The following is a 15,511-nucleotide window of genomic DNA, read 5'->3' as shown; positions in this document are numbered from 1 at the left end:
GACTCACCCACCAGCGACCGCCCGCATGTCCTCCGTCTTCAAGCGCGTTCCTCCGCTGCATCTGCTGATTGCCTTTGAGGCGGGGGCGCGCCATGCGAGCTTCGCGCGTGCGGCCGAAGAACTGTCCGTCACGCCCAGCGCGGTATCGCACCGCATCAAGAACCTCGAAGAGCTATGGGGCGAAGACCTGTTCGTGCGCACCGGCACCGCGCTGCGGCTGACCGCCGCGGGCACGCGCTACCTGCGCAGCGTACAAGTCGCGCTCGACACGCTGCACGAACTGGCGCGGCCGGAATTCAGCAAGCAGCGCGCGCGGCTGCGCGTGGCGATTCCGCCCACGTTCGGCCGCCAGCACCTCGTGCCGCGTCTGCCGGAATTCAACGCGCTGTACCCGCACATTGATCTGGAACTGCATCTGTCCATCCCGTTCCTCGACGTGAAAGCCGAGGACACCGATGTCGAGATCCGCTACGGCACCGGCCGCTATCCGGACCTGAAGACGACGCTGCTGCTCAACGAACCGGTGTTCCCGGCGTGCGGGCGCGGCTACTTTGAGCAAATCAGCGGCAACACCATCACCGAAGCGTCGCAGTTGCTGAACCTCACGCTGCTGCGTAGTCCGCTGGAGCCCTGGCGCCCCTGGTTTGAGGCGGCGGGGCTGGACGCGGCGGAACCCGCCACCGGCTCGCTGTTCAACGACATCGGCCTGATGCTCGAAGCGGTGGCCTCCAACCAGGGCGTCGCGCTGGTGCGGCAGGCGATGGCGCGCAACTGGCTGGGCTCGGGGCAGATTGTGCGGCTACTGGACATCGAGTCGGCCTCGCCACATGCTTATTACATCGTCCAGCGCGAACAGGCGCCGATGAAGCCCGAGGCGCGGCAGTTTGTCGATTGGTTGCTTGGGCTGGATTGGTAGCCGCGCTTCGTATTGCTGCATCGCGATGAACCACATTGGCCGCCCCGGCGAGCCAAATTCATCGCAGCAAAAGTCCTTAACACGCCGCGCGGCGCGGCGGCCGGGCTATAGTGCCTCCCACCCCGGCCACCGCTGGCGGGCAGAACCATGAGAGACACCCCATGAATGCGCCATCGTCTTTGTCAGCTACCGCCCGCGATCAATCTGCCCTGCAGGCCGAGCTGACGGCCGCGCTGTCCCGAATCGTGTCCGACGACGCGCTGCTCTGGGAGCGCGAAGACACCACCCCGTATGAATGCGATGGCCTCGCCGCTTACCGGCAGGTGCCGTTGGCCGTGGTGCTGCCGGATACCGAGGCGCAGGTCGTCGAAATCCTGCGTGTGTGCCACCGCATGGGCGTGCCCGTGGTGCCGCGCGGCGCGGGGACGAGCCTCTCGGGCGGTGCAATGCCGACGCCGGGCGGGCTGGTGCTGTCGCTGGCCAAGTTCAAACGCATCATCAAGGTCGATCCTTATACGCGTACGGCGGTCGTGCAGCCGGGCGTACGCAACCTCGCCATCTCTGAAGCCGCCAATCCGCACGGGCTGTATTACGCACCCGATCCGTCGTCGCAGATTGCCTGCACCATTGGCGGCAACGTCAATGAAAACTCGGGTGGCGTGCACTGCTTGAAATACGGCCTGACCGTGCACAACGTGCTGCGCGTGCGCGCCGTGATGATGGATGGCGAGGTCGTCGAATTCGGCAGCGAAGCACCCGACGCACCCGGCCTGGACCTGCTGGCCACGGTGGTCGGCTCCGAAGGCATGCTGGCCGTGGTGACGGAAGTGACCGTGCGCCTGATCCCCAAGCCGCAGTTGGCGCAGGTGATCATGGCGAGCTTCGACGATGTGGAATCCGGCGGCAACGCCGTGGCCGACGTGATTGCCGCAGGCATCATCCCGGCGGGGCTGGAAATGATGGACAAGCCCGCCACCGCCGCTGTTGAAGAATTCGTCTGCGCCGGCTACGACCTCGATGCGGCAGCCATCCTGCTGTGCGAGTCCGACGGCACCCCCGAAGAAGTGGCCGAAGAAATCGCGCGCATGAGCGAAGTGCTGCGCGCCTCGGGTGCCACGCGCATCCAGGTCTCGCAAAGCGAAGCCGAGCGCCTGAAGTTCTGGAGCGGACGCAAGAACGCGTTTCCGGCAGCCGGCCGCATCTCGCCGGACTATTACTGCATGGACGGCACCATCCCGCGCAAGCACATCGGCACGCTGCTGCGGCGCATCCAGCAGATGGAGCAGAAGTACGCCCTGCGCTGCATCAACGTGTTCCATGCGGGCGACGGCAACATGCACCCGCTCATCCTCTTCAACGGCGAAGACCAGGACGAGTGGCACCGCGCCGAGCTGTTCGGCTCCGATATCCTGGAGACCTGCGTGGAACTGGGCGGCACCGTGACCGGCGAACACGGCGTGGGCGTGGAAAAGCTCAGCTCGATGTGCGTGCAGTTCTCGACGGAAGAACGTGACGCCTTTTTGCGCGTGAAGGCGGCCTTCGATCCGGTACGCCTGCTGAACCCCGACAAGGCCATCCCCACGCTCGCGCGCTGCGCCGAATACGGCAAGCTCCACGTGCGCAACGGCCTGCTGCCGCATCCCGATTTGCCGCGCTTCTGAAGCCCGCAGTCATGACGAATCCGCCCCGTACCGCCCGGAACCGCTGGCACGCCCACAACGCGCGCCTTGGCGAGCATCTTGGCAAGCCCGAGAGCGGTTGGCGCCAACGCTGGTACAGCGTCATCTTCGAAGCCGACACGCGCGCCGGCAGGCTGTTCGACCTGACCCTGCTTGGCGCCATCCTCGCCAGCGTGCTGGTGGTGATGCTCGACAGCCTGCCGAGCGCCAGCGGCCGCGCGGGCACGCTGTTCACGGTGCTCGAGTGGCTCTTCACGCTGCTGTTCACGGCGGAATACGTCATGCGCATCCTCGTGGTACGCAGGCCGTGGCGTTACGTGCTCAGCTTTTACGGCGTCATCGATTTCATCTCGATCCTGCCGACGTGGCTGGCGATCTTTGTGCCCGAACTGGCCTACCTGCTCGATGTGCGGCTGCTGCGCCTGCTGCGCATCTTCCGGATACTGAAGATCACGGTCTACTTTGAAGAGGCGCAGATCCTCCTGCGTGCGCTGCTGAACGCGCGGCACAAGATCTTCGTGTTCCTGGGCACCGTCTTCATCATCACCATCATCCTGGGCACCGTGATGTACGTGGTGGAGGGCCCGCAGCATGGCTTCACCAGCATTCCGGTCAGCATGTATTGGGCGGTGGTCACACTCACCACCACGGGCTTCGGCGACCTGGTACCGAAGACCCCGCTGGGGCAGTTCATCACTTCGCTCACCATCCTCCTCGGCTACAGCATCATCGCGTTTCCCACCGGCATCATCGGCGCGGAGCTGGTGAACACCATGCGCGAAGGATCTGCCTCCTCCACCCCACCGCAGACCCGTGCGTGCAGCGGCTGCACGCTAGACCGTCACGATACAGACGCCGCATTCTGCAAGCGCTGCGGCACCCGGCTCCCACTGCTTCCAACGGAGACAGCTGGCAGCCAGTGAGCTGCCCGCCAGAAAGTTCGACATGCCAACCACCCCAGACACTGCCCTTTCGCCCGCGCTCTCGCGCTTTCGTGACGCCATTGCCCAGGCCGCCGACAGCCGAACGCCGCTCACCCTGCGTGGTGGCGGTACCAAGGATTTCTACGGCCGCGCACCGGCACCCCACGGCACCGTGCTCGACACACGCGAATGGTCCGGCATCGTCGACTACGACTGCGCCGAACTCGTCATCACGGCGCGCAGCGGCACGCCCCTCGTCGAGATCGAAGCCGCGCTGGCCGAGCACCGGCAGATGCTGGCGTTCGAACCGCCCCACTTTGCCGCGGATGGCAAGCAGGCGACCGTCGGCGGTGCGTTTTCATCCGGCCTGTCCGGCCCGCGCCGGCAGTCGGTGGGCGCGCTGCGCGATTTCGTTCTCGGCGCCGTCGTCATGGATGGCCGCGGCGACATGCTCAACTTCGGCGGCCAGGTGATGAAGAACGTGGCCGGGTACGACGTCTCGCGTCTAATGGCCGGCGCGCTCGGCACGCTCGGCTTGATCGTCCAGGTGTCGCTCAAGGTGCTGCCGATGCCGTTCTGCGATGCAACGCTGCGCTTTGCCATGGCGCAAGGCGAAGCCATCGATACCCTGAACCGCTGGGGCGGCCAGCCGCTGCCGATCGCGGCGTCTGCGTGGATCGACGGTGTGCTGTGGGTACGCCTGAGCGGTGCCGATGCGGCGGTGCGCGCAGCCATTGCCAAGCTCGGCGGCGAGCGCGTTGACGACGCAGAAGGCGCGACGTTCTGGCGCGACCTGCGCGAGCAATCGCATGCGTTCTTTGCGCGTGCCGTGCAGGGCAGCCTGCCGCTGTGGCGCATCGCCCTGCCCCCAGCTACGCCGCCACTGGCGCTCGGCCATGCGTCTGCCGACGAACAACTCGTCGAGTGGGGCGGCGGCCAGCGCTGGTGGATCGACACCGCCAACACCTCGGCTGACGTTATCCGCAACGCAGCAAGCAAGGCCGGCGGCCACGCCACGCTGTTCCGCAACGGCGACCGCGCCAGCGACATCTTCACGCCTGTCGCCACGCCATTGATGGCTGTGCACAAGCGCCTGAAGGACAGCTTCGATCCGCACGGCATCTTCAACCCGGGCCGTCTGTACGCCGACTTCTAACGCAAGCCCATCATGCAAATCACGCTCGCGGCGTTCCTGCGCAACACCCCTCAGGGCGAAGAAGCCCAAAGCATCGTGCAGAAGTGCGTGCACTGCGGTTTCTGCACGGCCACCTGCCCGACCTACCAACTACTCGGCGATGAGCTTGACGGCCCGCGAGGACGCATCTACCTGATGAAGCAGGTGCTGGAGGGCCAACCCGCCGGTGAGGCAACGCGTCTGCACCTGGACCGCTGTCTGACCTGCCGCAACTGCGAATCGACCTGCCCATCCGGCGTGACCTACGGGCGCCTGGTGGAGATCGGCCGCAAGATCGTCGATGACCAGCTCGACGCGAAAGGAGAGTCGCGCCCGCTGGGCGAACGCGCCGTGCGCTGGGCGCTGCGCGAGGGGCTGACACGGCCGGCGCTGTTTGGCTCCGCGCTCAAGCTCGGGCAGGCGGTGCGGCCGATGTTGCCGCAAGTGCTGCGCAACAAGGTCCCGGCCAAGCAGCCCCACGCCGGCGTGCGACCAAACACCGCGCACGCGCGCAAGATGCTGCTGCTCGAAGGCTGCGTACAACCCGCCATGTCGCCCAACATCAATGCAGCCACGGCGCGCGTATTCGACAAGCTGGGCGTGCAGCTCATCAGCGCAGACCGCGCGGGCTGCTGCGGCGCCATCCGCTATCACATGAACGACCACGCAGGCGGCCTCGGCAACATGCGCGCCAACATCGATGCGTGGTGGCCGCATATCGAAGCCGGCGCCGAGGCCATCGTCATGACCGCCTCGGGCTGTGGCGCGATGGTCAAGGAATACGGACACCTGCTGCGCGACGATCCGGCCTATGCCGAGCGTGCGGCCCGCGTGTCCGCCATGACGCGCGACCTGTGCGAGGTGCTGCCAGCGTTCTCGCAACAGCTTCTGCAGAAGGCCAAACCGGAAGCGCAACGGCCGCGCGTGGCGTGGCACCCGCCCTGCACGCTGCAGCACGGTCAGCAGATTCGCGGCGCGGTCGAAACGTTGCTCGCTTCGCTGGGCGTGGACGTCAAGCTCTGCGCCGACAGCCACCTGTGCTGCGGCTCGGCGGGCACGTATTCAGTGCTGCAACCGGAGCTCGCCTACCGCCTGCGCGACGACAAGCTCGCCAAGCTGCAAGCGACGCAGCCCGAGCGCATCGTCACCGCCAACATCGGCTGCGTGACGCATCTGCAGAGCGGCACGGACACGCCGGTCGAACACTGGATCGAACTGGTCGACCGCATGCTGGGCTGAAACGAACGCAGCCGGGTTCTATACTTGGCGCTTCGTTTCACCCGGAGGCCCCATGCTGCAAACCTTCGCGATCCTGTTGACGTTCCAGTCGGTGGGAGAGCTGTTGACGTATTCGCTGCACCTGCCGGTGCCCGGCCCGGTGATCGGCATGGTGCTGCTGGTCATCTACCTGCTGGTAGACAAGGGCCGCGTGCTCGAAGTCATGCAGGGCACCGTCAGTGACCTGCTCCGACATCTGACCATCCTGTTCGTGCCGGCCGGCGTGGGCGTGATGACGCAACTGAACCGCATCGGGCAGGAGTGGCTGCCGATCGTCGTGGCGACCGTTGTGTCGACGTGGCTATCGATTGCCGCCGGTGCGCTCGTCACCCGCGCGCTGATGCGCCGCATGGGCCGCATTGACCACGGCGGCGGCGAAGGCCACGAGGAGCTGGCCCCATGAACGCGATGGCTCCCAACCTGCACCAGCTCTGGGTCTACTTGGCCGCCAGCCCGCTGTTGGGCTTGACCGCCACGCTCATTGCCTACCTGATCGGCGTGCGCCTGCACGAGCGCAGCCGCTTCAACCCGATGGTCAATCCGCTGCTGATTGCGGTCGTCATCCTGGGCACGCTGCTGACGCTCACGCGCACGCCGTACAAGACGTACTTCGACGGCGCGCAGTTCGTGCACTTTCTGCTGGGCCCGGCCACCGTCGCGCTGGCCGTGCCGCTGTTCCAGCAATGGGCGAAACTGCGCCGCCACGCGCTGCCGCTGGTGGGCGGGCTGCTGGCAGGGTCGATCGTGGCGGTGGTGTCAGCCGTGGGCATCGCATGGCTGCTGGGTGCATCGCCCGAAACGCTGCGCTCCATGGCGCCGAAATCGGTGACGATCCCGATCGCCATGGGCATCTCGGAGAAGATCGGCGGCGCACCGACCATTACGGCGGTGCTGGTGCTCATTACCGGCATTGTCGGTGCGACCACCACGACGCGGCTGCTGAATCTGCTGCGCGTGCGCGAGTACAGCGTGCGCGGATTTGCTACCGGCATTGCGGCGCATGGCATCGGTACGGCGCGCGCGTTTCAGGTCAATCCGGAGGCGGGTGCGTTTTCGGCGCTGGGCATGGGTCTGAATGGCGTGCTGACGGCAGTGCTGGTGCCGCTGCTGGCGGGCTGGATTCCGCACTGAACTGTTTCCCCCTCCGCCCGGCATTCACTGCCTGGGCAATATTCAACACACTCCGCAGTCCTCCTGAATGCTCCTGACAGAACGCTGTCAGGAGCCCCCCGCCAGAATCGCTCCACCTTAACGAGACAGGTTCCCCCAACCGCCTGCCTCATCAACCGGAGCGACAACATGGCAAGCGTGATCAACTGGTTTGAAATCCCCGCTAACGATTTCCCGCGCGCGGTGAAGTTTTACGAGAACGTCTTCGACACGCAGCTCAAGCAGGAAGACATGGGCGATCTGACCATGGGCGTGTTTCCGGCCGGTGAGACGACCATCCACGGGGCGCTGGTCAAGGGCGAAGGCTTTGCGCCGTCCGACAAGGGCAGCGTGGTCTACCTGAACGCACCCAACCTGGATGCGGTGCTGGAACGCGTGAACGGCAGTGGCGGCCAATGCGTATTCGGCCCGATGACGCTGCCCGACCACATGGGCCGCATCGCCCACATTGTCGATACCGAAGGCAACCGCGTCGGCCTGCACGAACCGGACGCCAAGACACAGGCGTACCTGCTACAGCAGTAACGCCCCCGAGGCCGGTGCGCGGGCGCCGGCCTTCACTACGAGACAGAGAAGAAGAACACCATGCCGAGCCAATCCCCGTATCTCATGCGTGCAGCGGATGTCACCGCGCGCACGCAGTCGTTTTCGCACCCCTGGAACAGCCTGTCGGAAATCCACGGCACCATGATGGGCCGGCTACTCGGGCTCAAGCGCACCGGCGTGAATTTCGCGCGCGTGCCGCCGGGCAAGGAATCATTCGTCTATCACTCGCACCAGCGCGAAGAGGAATGGATCTACATCCTCTCTGGCGAAGCGCAGGCTGAAATCGCAGACAGCATGTTCACCGTGCGCGCCGGCGATTTCATGGCGTTCCCCACGGGCATCGCGCACCACCTGCGCAACTGCGGCAAGGAAGACCTCGTCTATCTGTGCGGCGGCGAACATCTGAACATCGAGATTGCCGATTTCCCGCGACTGGGCAAGCGCATGCTGCGCCGTGGCGAGCAGGTCGACGTGGTGGACATCCACCCGCAACGTGAGCTGACGCCCTTCGGCGCGTAGGGGATATGGCGCGCATTGCACCCGGGCCGAAGGCCACTACAATGCCGCGCATGACCCGCCGCGCCGACCGCCTGTTCCAGATTGCCCAGATCCTGCGAGGCCGCCGTTTGACCACGGCGGCGATGCTGGCCGAGCGCCTCGGCGTGTCCGAGCGCACGGTGTATCGCGACATCCGCGACCTGTCCGTCTCGGGCGTGCCGATCGAAGGCGAAGCCGGTATCGGCTACCGCATGCGCGCGGGCTTCGACCTCGCGCCGCTCATGTTCACCGCCGATGAAGTCGAAGCCCTGGTGGCCGGTGCCCGCATGATCAAGGCATGGGGCGGCGGCACCATGGCCGACTCGGTGGAAGCGGCACTGGAAAAACTGATGGGCGCCCTGCCTGCGGAGCGCCGCAACGAAGCCGAGACCACACGCATCTTCGCCCCCGGCTACGGCATGGGCAGCGAGGTCAAACAGATCTTTGACACGCTGCATGCGGCGCTCGGCCGCCACGCCGTCGCGCGGCTGTCTTACCGGGATGCGCAAGGTCAGTTGACCGAGCGCTGTATCCAGCCGCTCGGCCTGTTCTTCTGGGGACAAGTCTGGCTGGTGGCCGCCTGGTGCGAGCACCGTCAGGACTACCGCACCTTCCGCCTCGACCGCTGCGTCAAGGTCGACATCCTGGAGCGCCACTTTGCCGAATCCGCCGAGCGCTCGCTGGCGGATTTCATGCGCAAGGTGCGGGGGTCGTCGGACTGACCCAACCTCAGGCGGGATCCGGCTCCGCCAGCAGCCGCTCAATATCGTCGGCGATCTCTTCCGGCTTGGTCATGGGCGCATAGCGCTTGTAGACCGTGCCGTCGCGGCGCAGCAGAAACTTGGTGAAGTTCCATTTGACCGCTCCGATGCCGAGCACGCCGGGCTTTTCCGAGGTCAGCCACTTGTAGAGCGGATGCGCGTTCGAACCATTCACGTCGATCTTGCCGAACATCGGAAACGAGACGCCGTAGTTTTTCTCGCAGAACGCGCCGATTTCGTCTTCGCCGCCCGGCTCCTGCTTGCCGAACTGGTTGCACGGAAAGCCGAGCACCTCGAGGCCTTTCTCATGCAGCCGCTTGTACACCGCCTCCAGACCGGCGTATTGCGGCGTGAATCCGCACTTGCTCGCCGTGTTCACGATCAGCAGGACCTTGCCTTTGTACTGCGACAGCGGCACGCGCTGGCCGGTCAACGAATCGGCCTCGAATGCGTAGACGTCACTCATGGCTACTCTCCGGGTGGTTGCGGGAACGGGGGTGCTCCGGCATCTGTCCGGAATTGTAACGGCCCGCGCTGGGCGGGCCGTTGAGGGGCGATGCGGGTCAATGCTTGTCGGTGTCGGCGAACCAGAATGTGCGCTTGCGTTTGCCGAGACCTTTAGGTGTCACTTGGACGGGTGCCAGCGCGGAGCCGCCTCCACTGGTGCCCGTCTGATTGCCGCAGCCGAAGCACACCGGCACAGACGAGGTGGTGCCGTTGCCGTTATTGATCAGGACAACGCCATACACCGACGAGGGCGGGAAGCCACCGCCGTCGAGAACAACCGAGCGGTTCGGATTCTGCCCGGTACCGGTCAGGAAGCCGACCGAGTAGGCGCGCGCAACACCCAGGTTGGGATAGCACTGGCCTGCCGTGGGAATGGCAGGGGTGTTCGTCCCGAAGGTGGTGTATCCGGCCACCGTCAGCGGAGCGTTCACCACCTTCTCACCCGGGTTGGGCAGTGTGATGTAGAAGCCCGAACCCGATCCGTCGTACGCCAGCGTCGATGCATTGAACAGATTGGCTTCGGTGATGGGGGTCCAGCTCGCGGGCATGCTGCCGAGATTCGAATCCTTCACCATGTAGAACCGGTTGACCACGTTGTAGGCCGTACCCGGCGTTGTCGAAGAAGAATACAGCGGGTGTTCCCGATCGCCGGTGCCCGCCATGATGGCGTTGTAGGCGGAGGTGGGCACCACGTCGGGGGCATAGAAGAACTTGCGCGCGTTATTGGTGTTGGCTGCGCCGCCCAGGGTAGCGAGCTGGGTGATCGTCCAGTTGGACGGAGTGTTGCCTGCGGCCGTCTGGAAATCCACGCGCCAGATATTGCCGCCGACGTCTCCGGCGTAAGCCATCTGGATATAGCCGCTGCCCGTGCGATCGACCACCGTGACGTCAGAGGGAATCGACCGGGTCAGACCGGTGTTCTTCACGCATACACCAGGCATGCCGGTGCAGTTGGGAAGCGCGCTCCACACCGGCGCACCCGTGTAGGCATCGAGCACGATGATGCCGCGGCCCACCGTATCGGTGCCGGGCGCGGGATCACTGTCCTCGGAGGACGCGTCATAGCCGGCCCCCATGATCAGCAGTGGGCCGGAGTAGCCCGCCACCGTCATGAGACGCGGTTTTGACCAGGTCTGGCCGAGTTCCGGAATGTCGCTATTGCTGCGTGACCACAGGTATTGCGGGCTCGTCGGATTGGTCACGTCCAACGCGTAGATCAAGTTACCGCCGCGACGCGCGGTCAGGAAGATGATCGTGCGCGGGTTTCCCGGATTCCGCTGGTCCTGCATGACGGTCGTACTGCCGTCAAAGAAATCATCGCGCGGCGTCGGCGTCGGCGAAATACCTTTAGGCGTCGTGGAAAGCTGCACTTCCGGCGAGTTGGCATAGAGACGGCTCAGCTTGCCGATGAACTCGGGCGCAATGAAGCCCCACAGTTCACCACCCGGCCGGACGCCGTTGATGCCCATGGTCTGGTTCGCATTGACGGCATGAAACACACCATCATTGGCGCCATAGAACGCCACGATGCCGATGCTACCCCCATAGTTCACGACCACAGGGCGCGAATGCAGCACGTCGCCGTGAATCGAACTGCGCACGGTCACGGATCCGCCCGGTCCGGTCTCGGCCTCCTGCCCAGCGCCGGTACTTGCCCCACCGTCAAGCGCATAGACGTCGCGCCCGCGTACCCAGTTGATCAGATAGTTTTGTTGCGCCGAGGTGATCGTGGGAGCGCCGCTGGTGCCGGAATTGATCGCATTCAATCCGTTGGTGCCCGTGAGCCAGTTGTTGGACGTATCGAAAGACGGCATGGCCGTGCCGAGCGGACAGGTGCCCACGCCATTGCACGTGTAGAGCGTCCGTCCTGACTGGCTGGTCACGTTCTGGGCACGCATCATCTCGCCGGCGCCACCCTTTTCGACGATCTGGCCGTCAGGTGAATCGAGGTTCCAGCCCACGCCTGATGGACTGTTCTGCCAAAAACCGTTGGTTGGCCAGCCGGATACACCCGATGTCCCATAGCTGCCCGCACCGAACGTCAATGGCGGATCCTGGGTCCAGAAGCTCACCGCTGTTGGCGCGATGAAGCCCGTGCCCGCACTGCTGATGGCAGGATTCCCAAGAGAATCCTGCAGGACGATATTGCCGCTCGTGTCGTAGCCGACCTGATACTGCTTGAGGTTGCCCATCCAGCGCGGCGCGGCAGTGGCATCCGGGCGGAACATACCGATGTAGACCTGGCTCAGGAACTGACCCTGGGTGTTGACAGCGGCAGGCAGACTGACCGATGCGAAGACACTGTTGACGGCCTGGATCTCATTCAGGATCGACAACAGGGCCTGCTGCAACCCTTGCACGTCGCCGAGCTGGATGGTGTAGGCCTTGCCGCCACCGTTGGTGGCCATGCTGTTGTCGAACGCGACGTAGTCGGGGTTATTACCATCCGTGACCGTGATGGCGTAGGTCACGACGTTCTGCGGATTGGCCGAATTGGCCGTTCCCTGCAGATCGGTCTGATACATGAAGCGCGCCCACTCGTCTCCCCAGTTGCTTTGATACTTGTTATACGTGGGGATGACAATCTGCTGGAGCTGTGCAGAAGTCGGCGTCGGCGCAGCGGCCGCCAGCGCGTTGTACATCTGCGAGTCGCTTTCAGCCGGATGCCCGCTGTTGGTGGCGTTACCGATGTAGATGATGAAATTGCGCTGACACGGATCCGTGAGGGGCGACGTGTACTGGTTGCCCGACAACGCAATCATCTTGTTGAGCGAGGAATGGTACCCATAGTAAAAGGACCAGGCCTCCTGCATCGCACCCGACGTCTGGACGTTGTTGCCGTTCAGATCGCTTGGGAACTGATTCTGCATGTACGACAGGAAACTGTTCACCCCCGTGCCATCCATCAGCTGCAGGGCTTGCGCGGACGGCGAGCTTGCAGACGGGAACCGGAAGATTCCGCCCGGGCTCTTCGGGTCGAACATCATCAACCCGAGGTTCAGGTTACCCAGCAGCGGCGAAGTACTGTTGATCGACTGGATGGCTCCATACAACGCACATTGCTCTGCGCCGGAACTTTTCTTTGGGTTGGCGACGGTCAGGCCTTGCACAGAGCAGGTGAACTGGGCGTTAGCGTCAGAGTTGGCGCCGTCATCAAAGATGATCAGCACATTCGGCTTGCCAGCGTTCTGCTGCAACCCCGTATAGAGATCGATATCCTCCGCACCTGCTGGCGGCGATCCCGCCAGCGCGAGCATGAGGCTCGCCGTTGCGGTGAGGGCGATACGTTTGGCAAATGAGCGCATGTCAGTCTTCCTGGCTTGGCGCGTTCGGGCTTACGGGCACAACGTGCCAGTCAGTACCCGTACAGCGACACCCTGATGTAATGTGGTGTTCGTTTTTGTTGCGTTCGCATCGTTGACGGTGGCGGAGACGTCCCATTGCGTCGCGCTACAGTTCGACATGCCGCCAGGGGTGCCCGCCTTGGTCAGCAGCCCCGTATCGGAATTGGTGTTGACGCCGCCAAAGCAGGATGAATCGGTGGCGAAATTCGGGTTGGTCGGGTCTAACGTCAACTGGGTATTGGAGATCTGCTTGGTCGCCAGACATGTTGGCGCTGCCACCTGCGCCGTGTAGTCCGTCTTGCCATCGCCGTTCACGTCCACCGGCACGTTGGTGGCGACCGGGTTCGAGGTGAAATCGACGCTGATGACCTGCTCAATGCCCTGCTGCGCAGCGCTGCGCGCTTCCAGGCCGTATTGCTGGTTGGCGGCGATCTTGGTGTTGATCACGCCCGAGTTCATCATCATCACGACGATGCCCATGAAGATCGCCAGGAAAATCAGCGTGACAACAAGGGTCACGCCCGACTGACGTGCCGATTGGCGAACCGATAAGCGCCGCATGGCTACTCCCGTGGGCCGGCTACATTGGCGACGCGTGCGAGTTCCGCATAGACGTGTCGCTTATAGCCATCGTTGAAAGGGGCGGTGAGCGTGCCGCGGCCCATGTCGTAAGACCGCGTGTCCGTCCAGCCCGGCGACACGCCCAGCGTACGCGCAAGCACGTTGATGCGTACGGCGGTCACGTTGCTCCAGTTCGTGGCGGCGGATGCGGTCCAGTTGTAGCCGGCCACATTGGTGCACGCGGCGCTGTTGTCGATGCCCGGATTGGCGACATAGCAATCGGGCGAACCGTTGCCGTCCATGTCAACGCCATAGGCGAAATGCAAGTCGTCGATGCCCTGGGCGATTGAGTTGGGCGGCTGCAGCGCGCCATTGGAGAACTCGACCATCTTGAGCGTATTGAGCCCGTTGTCGCTGCCGTTGCAGCGGTCACACGTAGCAATATAGAAAGCCCGTATGCTCACCTGGCGCACCGGGGCCGGATTTGCACAGGTTTTGTCTTTCAACACGAAGTCCGCGCTGTTGCTGCTGAAGACAAAGGGGGCTGTGTCCGTACTGCAGAACGAATCCTGCAAGTAGGTCTGACCCGCAACGATCGCGCTGGGCAACACGGCCGCGGTTGACACGCGTCGCACCACCAGGATTTCCGAATTGAGCGATAGGTTCGGCAAACACGTTGCCGGGTTCGTATTGGCGGCATAGCCGTAGATGGCAACGGGCACCGTGGCAGGGCTGTTGGTAAAGCCAAGTGCGTTGGTGGCGCTTGCGCACACATCGGGCGTGGCCAGCGCTGAGGTTCCCAGCAGATTCAGATCACCGAGGAAGCCTCCGAGCCCGACTTCCTGGCTGATGATGTCGAGCGCATAGCGGCCGTTCTCGATCTGCGTGGCGCTGTTGCCCAGTTGCACGCGCGATTGCGAGGTGGACGCATACAGGCTTGCCAACGCGGTCAGCAGCAACAGCCCCAGCGCCATGCCGACCATCAGTTCGACCAGCGACATCCCGCGCTGCAAACGTCGCAAGGTACGATTCGGCTTCATGACAGCACCCCCATGCGCACCTGCACGCTGATGGCGCGCCGATAGGCGTCGTTACCGTAATTGCCGCTGCCGCTGCCGCAAGGCAGCGCCGGCGCCACGGTCTGCACCAGGCCTTGCCATGCGACGGTCACGCGATAGATCTGGTTGACCGTGTCGACGGCCTCGATACAGCCGCGCGCGCCGATCATGGCGCCCAGGGCAACGGTGCCGCTGGCGGCGGTCTCCGTATTGCCGAGCAGCGCATTGTTCCAAGCCGCGAGATCGGTGGTGACAGTGGCTTGCTGCGCGGCCGTGCCAGTCGTGCAACTGGGTGCCGAGACACCGCCCGTGCCGGCCGTGGTGATCGCACCGGCCACGGCGTAGCACGAGGCCACCTGGCGGTTGGCATTGAGCCGCGCAGCCATGTCCTGCAACAGCGTCAGGGCCTGCACGCGCTGGTAGGACTCCATCTCGGACTGGTTCGAGCGAACCATCATTCCGGCCGCGCCCAGCAGCGCCACCAGCAGGATCACGACCGAAATCAGGATTTCGATCAGCGTCGACCCACGCTGCCCGGCCTTGCGTAACCGGCGATGTGACAAATGTGCGATGGCGTTCATGAGCACGTTCCCGAAACCACGGCGACGCGGCCGGTGCCGCCCACCTGTACGCAACTCGACGAGACCGATTGCGACGCGCTCGTCGGCGTGACCTGGAACGTGACGCCACCTGCAGTCGGTCGGCCATCGTTGCCGAACGACAGCGTGTTGCCGTTGCTCGCGGCAATGGTGACGCCGCTGTACGGGCCGAACGTGCGGATCACCGTGGCGGGCGTGCCCACCGTCAGCGTCCAGCCGGTCGCCCACGTGCTGGTGGTCGAGACGGTGGCGATGGCGTTCTGCTTGACCGCCTCCGCACGCGCCAACGACACGGCGGACGACAGATCAAACGACGCATTGCGTGTGGCCTGCGTCGCAATCATTCCGGAGAACGACGGCACGGCAATCGTCACGAGAATGGCGAGCACGGCCAGCGTGACCATCAGCTCGGTCAGCGTGAAACCTTGAATGGGCTTGCGCAGGATATTCATGCCTCG

The 15,511-nt window shown here is 64.3% G+C and carries 16 protein-coding genes; 10 read left to right on the top strand and 6 right to left on the bottom strand.

From position 1 onward, the window contains the following. Positions 1–25 precede the first annotated feature (25 nt). From M1D44_RS02080 to M1D44_RS02035, 10 genes are all read left to right on the top strand, one after another. Positions 26–916 carry a LysR substrate-binding domain-containing protein gene (locus M1D44_RS02080; protein WP_024974808.1) on the top strand — a complete coding sequence of 297 codons (891 nt, stop codon included), beginning with the start codon at positions 26–28 and terminating at the stop codon, positions 914–916. Positions 917–1,077: 161 nt separating this feature from the next. Continuing rightward, the gene (locus M1D44_RS02075) at positions 1,078–2,577 is read left to right on the top strand and encodes an FAD-linked oxidase C-terminal domain-containing protein (RefSeq protein WP_024974807.1); all 1,500 of its coding nucleotides are present in this window, start codon (positions 1,078–1,080) and stop codon (positions 2,575–2,577) included. Positions 2,578–2,588: 11 nt separating this feature from the next. Then, the gene (locus tag M1D44_RS02070) at positions 2,589–3,518 is read left to right on the top strand and encodes an ion transporter (protein ID WP_316853052.1); all 930 of its coding nucleotides are present in this window, start codon (positions 2,589–2,591) and stop codon (positions 3,516–3,518) included. 22 nt (positions 3,519–3,540) lie between these two features. Beyond that, positions 3,541–4,674 (top strand): glycolate oxidase subunit GlcE, encoded by a 1,134-nt coding sequence (gene glcE / locus M1D44_RS02065; RefSeq protein WP_316853051.1) that lies wholly within the window; start codon positions 3,541–3,543, stop codon positions 4,672–4,674. A gap of 12 nt (positions 4,675–4,686) precedes the next feature. Beyond that, complete coding sequence (gene glcF, locus M1D44_RS02060; protein ID WP_024974804.1) at positions 4,687–5,931, top strand: glycolate oxidase subunit GlcF; 1,245 nt, start codon at positions 4,687–4,689, stop codon at positions 5,929–5,931. A gap of 52 nt (positions 5,932–5,983) precedes the next feature. Next, positions 5,984–6,373, top strand: coding sequence for a CidA/LrgA family protein (locus tag M1D44_RS02055; protein ID WP_260779713.1), 390 nt, complete (start codon positions 5,984–5,986; stop codon positions 6,371–6,373). Continuing rightward, on the top strand, positions 6,370–7,101 hold the full coding sequence (locus M1D44_RS02050; protein ID WP_037031462.1) for an LrgB family protein: 732 nt from the start codon (positions 6,370–6,372) through the stop codon (positions 7,099–7,101). Before M1D44_RS02055 ends, M1D44_RS02050 begins: the two co-directional genes overlap by 4 nt. 168 nt (positions 7,102–7,269) lie before the next feature. Then, the gene (locus M1D44_RS02045; protein ID WP_027680594.1) at positions 7,270–7,665 is read left to right on the top strand and encodes a VOC family protein; all 396 of its coding nucleotides are present in this window, start codon (positions 7,270–7,272) and stop codon (positions 7,663–7,665) included. A gap of 60 nt (positions 7,666–7,725) precedes the next feature. Next, positions 7,726–8,205: a cupin domain-containing protein gene (locus M1D44_RS02040; RefSeq protein ID WP_024974800.1), complete on the top strand. Its 480-nt coding sequence runs from the start codon at positions 7,726–7,728 to the stop codon at positions 8,203–8,205. 41 nt (positions 8,206–8,246) lie between these two features. Beyond that, positions 8,247–8,945: a helix-turn-helix transcriptional regulator gene (locus M1D44_RS02035; protein ID WP_316684211.1), complete on the top strand. Its 699-nt coding sequence runs from the start codon at positions 8,247–8,249 to the stop codon at positions 8,943–8,945. A 7-nt stretch (positions 8,946–8,952) separates the two neighbouring features. On the opposite strand, the gene M1D44_RS02030 is transcribed toward M1D44_RS02035, so the two are convergent. From M1D44_RS02030 to M1D44_RS02005, 6 genes are all read right to left on the bottom strand, one after another. Beyond that, on the bottom strand, positions 8,953–9,450 hold the full coding sequence (locus M1D44_RS02030) for a glutathione peroxidase (RefSeq protein WP_253538957.1): 498 nt from the start codon (positions 9,448–9,450) through the stop codon (positions 8,953–8,955). Positions 9,451–9,547: 97 nt separating this feature from the next. Then, positions 9,548–12,796, bottom strand: coding sequence for a pilus assembly protein (locus M1D44_RS02025; protein ID WP_316853050.1), 3,249 nt, complete (start codon positions 12,794–12,796; stop codon positions 9,548–9,550). Between the two features lie 30 nt (positions 12,797–12,826). Continuing rightward, entirely contained in the window at positions 12,827–13,396 is a 570-nt protein-coding gene (locus M1D44_RS02020) for a pilus assembly PilX family protein (protein ID WP_024974796.1), read from the bottom strand. Between the two features lie 2 nt (positions 13,397–13,398). Beyond that, complete coding sequence (locus M1D44_RS02015; RefSeq protein WP_316853049.1) at positions 13,399–14,436, bottom strand: PilW family protein; 1,038 nt, start codon at positions 14,434–14,436, stop codon at positions 13,399–13,401. Beyond that, a complete protein-coding gene (gene pilV, locus M1D44_RS02010) occupies positions 14,433–15,035 on the bottom strand; it encodes a type IV pilus modification protein PilV (RefSeq protein WP_024974794.1) in 603 nt (200 codons plus the stop codon). Before pilV ends, M1D44_RS02015 begins: the two co-directional genes overlap by 4 nt. Then, complete coding sequence (locus M1D44_RS02005; protein ID WP_024974793.1) at positions 15,032–15,505, bottom strand: GspH/FimT family pseudopilin; 474 nt, start codon at positions 15,503–15,505, stop codon at positions 15,032–15,034. The genes pilV and M1D44_RS02005 overlap by 4 nt, the downstream gene beginning before the upstream one ends. Between the last annotated feature and the right edge of the window lie 6 nt (positions 15,506–15,511).

Source organism: Ralstonia sp. SA306 (assembly GCF_054792405.1).
The sequence above is the reverse complement of the archived record's forward strand: the minus strand, read 5'-3'. Positions and strand labels throughout refer to the sequence as shown.

Bases quoted from the DNA above. Each gene is read 5' to 3' on its own strand.
- M1D44_RS02035 (WP_316684211.1), top strand. From the start codon at position 8,247: ATGCCGCGCATGACCCGCCGCGCCGACCGCCTGTTCCAGATTGCCCAG.
- pilV (WP_024974794.1), bottom strand. From the start codon at position 15,035: ATGAACGCCATCGCACATTTGTCACATCGCCGGTTACGCAAGGCCGGG.
- M1D44_RS02025 (WP_316853050.1), bottom strand. From the start codon at position 12,796: ATGCGCTCATTTGCCAAACGTATCGCCCTCACCGCAACGGCGAGCCTC.
- M1D44_RS02030 (WP_253538957.1), bottom strand. From the start codon at position 9,450: ATGAGTGACGTCTACGCATTCGAGGCCGATTCGTTGACCGGCCAGCGC.
- M1D44_RS02075 (WP_024974807.1), top strand. From the start codon at position 1,078: ATGAATGCGCCATCGTCTTTGTCAGCTACCGCCCGCGATCAATCTGCC.
- glcE (WP_316853051.1), top strand. From the start codon at position 3,541: ATGCCAACCACCCCAGACACTGCCCTTTCGCCCGCGCTCTCGCGCTTT.
- M1D44_RS02050 (WP_037031462.1), top strand. From the start codon at position 6,370: ATGAACGCGATGGCTCCCAACCTGCACCAGCTCTGGGTCTACTTGGCC.
- M1D44_RS02005 (WP_024974793.1), bottom strand. From the start codon at position 15,505: ATGAATATCCTGCGCAAGCCCATTCAAGGTTTCACGCTGACCGAGCTG.
- M1D44_RS02015 (WP_316853049.1), bottom strand. From the start codon at position 14,436: ATGAAGCCGAATCGTACCTTGCGACGTTTGCAGCGCGGGATGTCGCTG.
- M1D44_RS02080 (WP_024974808.1), top strand. From the start codon at position 26: ATGTCCTCCGTCTTCAAGCGCGTTCCTCCGCTGCATCTGCTGATTGCC.
- M1D44_RS02020 (WP_024974796.1), bottom strand. From the start codon at position 13,396: ATGCGGCGCTTATCGGTTCGCCAATCGGCACGTCAGTCGGGCGTGACC.
- M1D44_RS02045 (WP_027680594.1), top strand. From the start codon at position 7,270: ATGGCAAGCGTGATCAACTGGTTTGAAATCCCCGCTAACGATTTCCCG.
- M1D44_RS02040 (WP_024974800.1), top strand. From the start codon at position 7,726: ATGCCGAGCCAATCCCCGTATCTCATGCGTGCAGCGGATGTCACCGCG.
- glcF (WP_024974804.1), top strand. From the start codon at position 4,687: ATGCAAATCACGCTCGCGGCGTTCCTGCGCAACACCCCTCAGGGCGAA.
- M1D44_RS02070 (WP_316853052.1), top strand. From the start codon at position 2,589: ATGACGAATCCGCCCCGTACCGCCCGGAACCGCTGGCACGCCCACAAC.
- M1D44_RS02055 (WP_260779713.1), top strand. From the start codon at position 5,984: ATGCTGCAAACCTTCGCGATCCTGTTGACGTTCCAGTCGGTGGGAGAG.